Genomic DNA, 5,420 nt, shown 5'->3' with positions numbered 1-5,420 from the left:
TCAGCCGGTGGCCGTTCATCTATGCGGGCACCATCCCGATGCCGGAGCAAACCCCCACATCAGGTCGAACCCGTACACCACTTCTCAGGACGCAACCGCGTTCGCTGCCCGATGCTGCGGATCGACCCAGGACAACGGCAGCAACTGTGGGGCTGCCCCAGATCAGACAGTTCTGAGAACACGCGAGGTGCGGCCCACCTACCAAGCACGCCGCACCTCGTCTCCACCTTCACGGAGGACATCAGCATGGCACGACAACTACACGAATCCTTAGGGCCTGTCCGAGAGGTCAGTTACGAGCTGGACCGCCGATCGTTCAGCACTGCGTGGGGCGAGGTGATGTGACCGACTTCGAGTGGGCCCAGCTGGAGCCGCACTTGCCGAAGAACACCGGTCGGGGCGGCCGGTGGAAGGAACACCGGAAGATCATCAACGGAATCTTGTTCCGCATACGGACCGGCATCCCCTGGAGGGACCTTCCAACGAGGTTCGGAAAGTGGCAGACCTGTTACGACCGGCACCGGCGCTGGTCCGCGGACGGCACCTGGGAGCAGATCTTCCGGACCGTCCAGGCTGATGCCGGCACTGACGGTCGGATCGACTGGTCCATGGTGAGTGTGGACTCCACTGTGTGCCGTGCTCATCAACACGCCGCTGGCGCACGCAAACAGGCGCCGCAGAAGCCCGGCAAGCGTACCCGCCCGCTCAGCACCGCCCCGACGAGGCATTGGGCCGTTCGCGCGGCGGCCTGACAACGAAGATTCACTTGGTCGACGAGGGTGGTCTGCGGCCTCTGGCCATGCTGGTCAGGGGGGTGATGCCCCACAGATGATCCCGGTCCTGGAGCGCATTCGCGTGCCTCGGCCTGACGGCGGCCGTCCGCGCACCCGGCCGGACGCTGTGACCAGCAGGCCCACCGCCTACGCCGTGGCAGCAGCGGCGGCAGGCCCGCCGGCTTCGATGCGGCACGCTATGTCCGCAGAAACGAAGTCGAGAGGGTGATCAACCGGTTGAAGGCGAGCCGGGCAGTGGCCACGCGTTTCGACAAGAGGGCGTACGTCTTTCACGGCACGGTGGTCGTCGCAGCCCTGCGTCTCTGGCTTTGCGCATGACTCGCCAACAACCTAGGGCGCGTATCGAGTCGTGATCAACGAATCGCGCCGTGGTGCCTATGATCCAAATCCTTGAGGGCAGATCCCGAAGAATGGTCGACCCCCAGCTCGGGCAGGCCGGGCCGACGATCGCCGCAGTACTCGCTTGCGAGAGCCTTACGTGGAACTCAGAGCGTCCAGCGACGCCACGGGAACGATGCCATCCGCCCGACGAGCCAATGCCTCATCGATCGTGACCAGCGCATCGGCCTGAAGCCGCGTCACAGCGACGTATTCGGCGTCCCCGATAGTGTCCCACCCATGCTCCCGGGCGATCCGCCAGGCTGTGCGACGGGAGACCCGGTCGCCCAGCAGTCGCATCTTTACCTCGGTCAGACGCTCGTGCATACGCAACGCCTCGACCTCGTCGAGCTCGCCGCAGCTGACCTGTTCGAACAGCAGCGACAGTGCCTGCGACCGCACCGGATTTGGCGCGACAAGCTGGTGATCGGGTCTGATCTGCACACCGGTCGACACGATGTGCAGCAAGGTCCTGGCATCGACCACGTAGCGCGTCATGGCTCGATGAACTCCCACTCCTCGTCCGTCAGTTGCACACGAGTCACACAAAACGATCTACCGGATCAGAGCCTCGGAACGAGTCCCGAACCCGCAGATTGATCACGACTCGATACGCGCCCTAGCGCGAGCCGAGAAACTCGATCGTCCGCTGGGTCAGGAGCTTGGCAGCGTCCGGGTCGTAGGACGTCAGCGAATGGTCCGCGAACAGATGCTGGTCTCCGGGATACAGAAACATCTCCGCGTCAGCGGAATCGGAGACGAGCGCGCGAGCAGCATCGACGTCCTCGTCGAAGAACGGATCGGCTTCCTTCGCATGCACCTGCACAGGCACACCGTCAGGCCAAGCCGCGCCGAACTCCGACACAGGGATACAGGCGTGAAACAGGAGCGCGCCCCGCGCGCCCGACCGAGTCTGCGCCAGCTTCTGGGCAGGCAGCACACCGAGCGAGAAGCCGACGTAAACGATGTCCTGCGGCAGGTGCTCGGCCGCGCGGACGCCACGCTCGGTGATCTCGCCGAAGCCGATCTGCTCGACGTAGCCCGAACCCTCCTCAAGGGAGCCGAAGGTACGCCCCTCGAAGAGATCGGGCGTGTGGACGGTGTGGCCGACGGCGCGGAGTTCGTCGGCGAAAGCGGCGACGCCGGGGGTCAGCCCCTGCGCGTGATGGAACAGTACGACCTCTGTCATGCCCGAACCCCTTGCTCACCAGTAGCGAATGATCCGAAACTTTAGAATAATCGAGAGGTGCCGAACAATACCCTTCCCGACTACGACCTCGCCGACGTCACAGACGTGTCAGACCCGGCCCAGCTCCACGCACTGGCCAGCCCAGTGCGCAACGCCATCCTCGAGCTGCTCCTCGAACGCGCCGCCACTGTGAGCGAATTGGCCGGCGCACTCGACCGCCCGAAGAGCACGGTCGCGCACCACGTGAGCGTCCTGGTCGATGCCCAGCTGCTGAAAGTCGTGCGGACCCGCCGGGTGCGGGCCATCGACGAGCGTTTCTACGGCCGCACCGCGCGCATCTTCCGTGTCGGCACGGTCAGCCCGACTGACGGGGGCGTCACTCCGTACTGCAACAACGATCTCGCCACGGCCGCAGCCGAGTCGGTCCCGGCGCACCAGGCAGATCAACTGTCCTCGATCGTGCGGCATGTTCGGATCCCGCAGGAGCAGGCCCGCGAGTTCTGGGCGCGGGTCCTGGAACTCGCCAATGACTACGCACAACTGCCGCGCGGAGGCGATGTGGTGTACGGCTTCGCGGCCGGTCTCTACCCGACCGACTATCCGGCGCTGCCAGAGGCTGAGTCTGCGGCGGACTGACCTGTACCGCAGGTCGCGTCGCCCGCAGCCACGGCCTGCAGCCCCCGAACCTTCACCGCCCTGGCCCCATCTCAGGCAGCAACCACCGAGTCACCTGACCTATCGGACAGGCCCTGGTCCAGAAAGGACCGGCATCAATTCGACGTGGGGTCGCCAGGGTCGAGATCGAAGCCGCTGGCTGCAGTGAGTTTCTCGACGAACGTCCTGAAGTCACTGGCCAGTGTGAGTTCGGTGTCGAGTTCGACGTCGAACCAGGTGACCGATGGGTCGCCGTCCGGGCCGCAACCTCGGTAGTCGAGACCGATCCAGCAGTGCCCGTCGCCGGAGAGAAGCACGATCGGCGATGGCAGCCCCCACTCTTTGACCAAGTAAGGCGTGTCGAGCAACGACGTCATCTGTTCGAGTCCCCCGATGCCCATCAGGGCATCGAAGGGAACGTGGTCTTGGCTCCACGAGGTCGGCTGGCTGGTGGGGAACGCATCGTGATCAGCAGCCACGACGCCGCCGTTCTGAACCCGCAGAAAGCCAAGCAGAGCCGAGGGCAGCGTCACCCCGAGCACATGCTCGGCTTCCCGCACCGTCTCGTCCGTCAGAGGCGGCTGGACGCCGTAATCACCGTCAGCCCAGAACGTAGCCAGGACCTCATCGAATCGCGCCACGACCGTGTGTGGGGGCTGTGCGCGGCTCTGCTCGGTGTCGTGATGCTTCTCCTCGGTGCGGCGGGACTGGCCATCGTGCCGAGCCTGATCGAGGACGAGAAGGCGTTCACAACCGCGACCTCCTGCACCGCCCTGTCCTCTTCCCATGACGACTGCTTGCGCTCATTCGGCGCGACCGTGACCCGTACGGTGATCAAGGAACAGAACAAGTCATCGGAGTACACGCTGTACCTGAACGGTCCGACGCAGGTGCCCCGCAGCATCGACATGGGCGCCTCGGAGCCGCTGCTCAAGCGCCTGCGCCCAGGTGACAACGTGACGGTCACCCTGTGGCGGGACTACGCGACCGCGGTACGCCAGGGCAATGTCTCCCAGGAGACCGCCGATACCCCGGAGGGCGAGCCGGTCTTCGTGTGCGCGCTCGCCCTGGCGGTGATCTGCGGCGGCGCGCACGGCCTGTACGCGGGAGGCATGGCCCTGGCCCGGGCCCGGCGCCACGCCGTGCGGGACCTGCCCGCCACACCCGTGACCAGGGGCAAGGAAGCGGCCGGAGCAGCCCTGTGTGCGCTCCCGGCCATGGTTGTGGGCACCTTCACGAGCGTGCCGGTCATGCTGGTGGTGTGGCTGGGCCTTCTGCCGCTGGTCCGATGGATCGTGCAACGACAACAGCAACGGAGTACCGGACGGCACGCCCGGCTACCACTGCACACGGTCTGACGGGCCCAGACCATCAAAGCACCTGCCCCGAGCCCGGCGCCCGCCCCCTCGCCGCGGCTGTGCGGCGTTGGCCGCGGCGTCCCTCTGCGGCCATGCCCGGCCAGTGCTCGTCAGCGCCCTGCCCGGTCCTCACCACCTGGGAGGAAGCCCATGGTCGGGCGCTCCAAGAGGTGCCATGATCACGCGGATGTCCGGCATGGATCCGGCTCGCAAGGAGGGAAAAGGGGGAAAATGAGGTCTACGGGATCTTGATGCTGCACCGTCGGCTGGTGCGCGATTACGAACACCTGCCCCGCACCTCCGAGTCGCGGGTGTACTGGGCGATGACCGCGGTGATACTGCGCCGGCCGATCGGGGCGACCGCGCCGTCCTGGCGCACCGTATGACCGGCGATCGGCTCACCCTCGGCGCGGTGCCGGCACGGCTGGAGGAGCGGGAACAGGAGATCGCTGCGCAGGCCAAGGCGGCCAAGGAGCGGATGGCGGAGCTTTCCGCACAGCCGAGGAGATCCGCATCACCCGCAAGACGCTCCTGGAGCTGCCCGATCGCTCCACCCCGCGTCCGAACCGACGGCGTCCCAGCCGCGCGCCGGCGGGCCTGCTTGGCCATGGCCGAATGCCCCGTGACGGAAGCCACGGTCTCAAGACCGATGAGGTCGGTGCCGAAGTACCGGTAGCGGACCAGGCCGATCGAGCGCCGGTGCTCTCGTACGACGTGCGCGTCGTAGCGGGTGAAGTCGCCGGCGACGCAGATCAGCCGGGGTGCGCTCCACAGGATCTGGGACGCGGCCGTGACCCCGAGCCGGTCGCGGACCAGATTCCGGAAGGCGTCCTTGTGGGCCATGAGCCACGCCATGGAGCGCGGCGGTCACGGCCAGGGCGACGAGGGCGGCACCCGAGAGCAGGAAGGCGTCCTCGGCTCCGGTGAGGGTGATGGCCGTCGAGGCCACTACTCAGGTTGAATTGGCGATGTCCGGTTCGTCGATCAGTCCGTCGAGATCCAGGCCGGTGGTCGGTAAGCAGCCAACGATCAGGTGCGGCCGGTACT

At 66.4% G+C, this 5,420-nt stretch carries 5 protein-coding genes and 2 pseudogenes; 3 read left to right on the top strand and 4 right to left on the bottom strand.

Annotated features, from left to right (window positions below; translation table 11 throughout):
- Positions 1 to 326 precede the first annotated feature (326 nt).
- Positions 327 to 1,112, top strand: a pseudogene (locus ADL12_RS50575) (IS5 family transposase).
- Between the two features lie 156 nt (positions 1,113 to 1,268).
- On the opposite strand, the gene ADL12_RS19635 reads toward ADL12_RS50575, so the two are convergent.
- On the bottom strand, positions 1,269 to 1,670 hold the full coding sequence (locus tag ADL12_RS19635) for a PIN domain-containing protein (RefSeq protein WP_062703977.1): 402 nt from the start codon (positions 1,668 to 1,670) through the stop codon (positions 1,269 to 1,271).
- 121 nt (positions 1,671 to 1,791) lie between these two features.
- Positions 1,792 to 2,361, bottom strand: coding sequence for a dienelactone hydrolase family protein (locus tag ADL12_RS19630; protein WP_062703976.1), 570 nt, complete (start codon positions 2,359 to 2,361; stop codon positions 1,792 to 1,794).
- Positions 2,362 to 2,418: 57 nt separating this feature from the next.
- Between ADL12_RS19630 and ADL12_RS19625 the strand changes: the two genes are divergently transcribed.
- Positions 2,419 to 2,997 carry an ArsR/SmtB family transcription factor gene (locus tag ADL12_RS19625; protein ID WP_062703975.1) on the top strand — a complete coding sequence of 193 codons (579 nt, stop codon included), beginning with the start codon at positions 2,419 to 2,421 and terminating at the stop codon, positions 2,995 to 2,997.
- A 134-nt stretch (positions 2,998 to 3,131) separates the two neighbouring features.
- Here ADL12_RS19625 and ADL12_RS19620 read toward each other — a convergent pair whose 3' ends face one another.
- The gene (locus ADL12_RS19620) at positions 3,132 to 3,656 is read right to left on the bottom strand and encodes an SMI1/KNR4 family protein (RefSeq protein WP_062703974.1); all 525 of its coding nucleotides are present in this window, start codon (positions 3,654 to 3,656) and stop codon (positions 3,132 to 3,134) included.
- Positions 3,657 to 3,695: 39 nt separating this feature from the next.
- Here ADL12_RS19620 and ADL12_RS19615 point away from each other — a divergent pair, with 39 nt between their 5' ends.
- Positions 3,696 to 4,373 carry a hypothetical protein gene (locus ADL12_RS19615; protein WP_159053206.1) on the top strand — a complete coding sequence of 226 codons (678 nt, stop codon included), beginning with the start codon at positions 3,696 to 3,698 and terminating at the stop codon, positions 4,371 to 4,373.
- A gap of 617 nt (positions 4,374 to 4,990) precedes the next feature.
- On the opposite strand, the pseudogene ADL12_RS56525 reads toward ADL12_RS19615, so the two are convergent.
- Positions 4,991 to 5,228 (bottom strand): annotated as a pseudogene (locus ADL12_RS56525) (transporter); the annotation flags it as partial.
- Between the last annotated feature and the right edge of the window lie 192 nt (positions 5,229 to 5,420).

The organism is Streptomyces regalis, from assembly GCF_001509475.1.
GTDB classification, from domain to species: domain Bacteria; phylum Actinomycetota; class Actinomycetes; order Streptomycetales; family Streptomycetaceae; genus Streptomyces; species Streptomyces regalis.
Note: the sequence above shows the minus strand (reverse complement) of the source record. Positions and strands in the feature narration are given on the sequence as shown.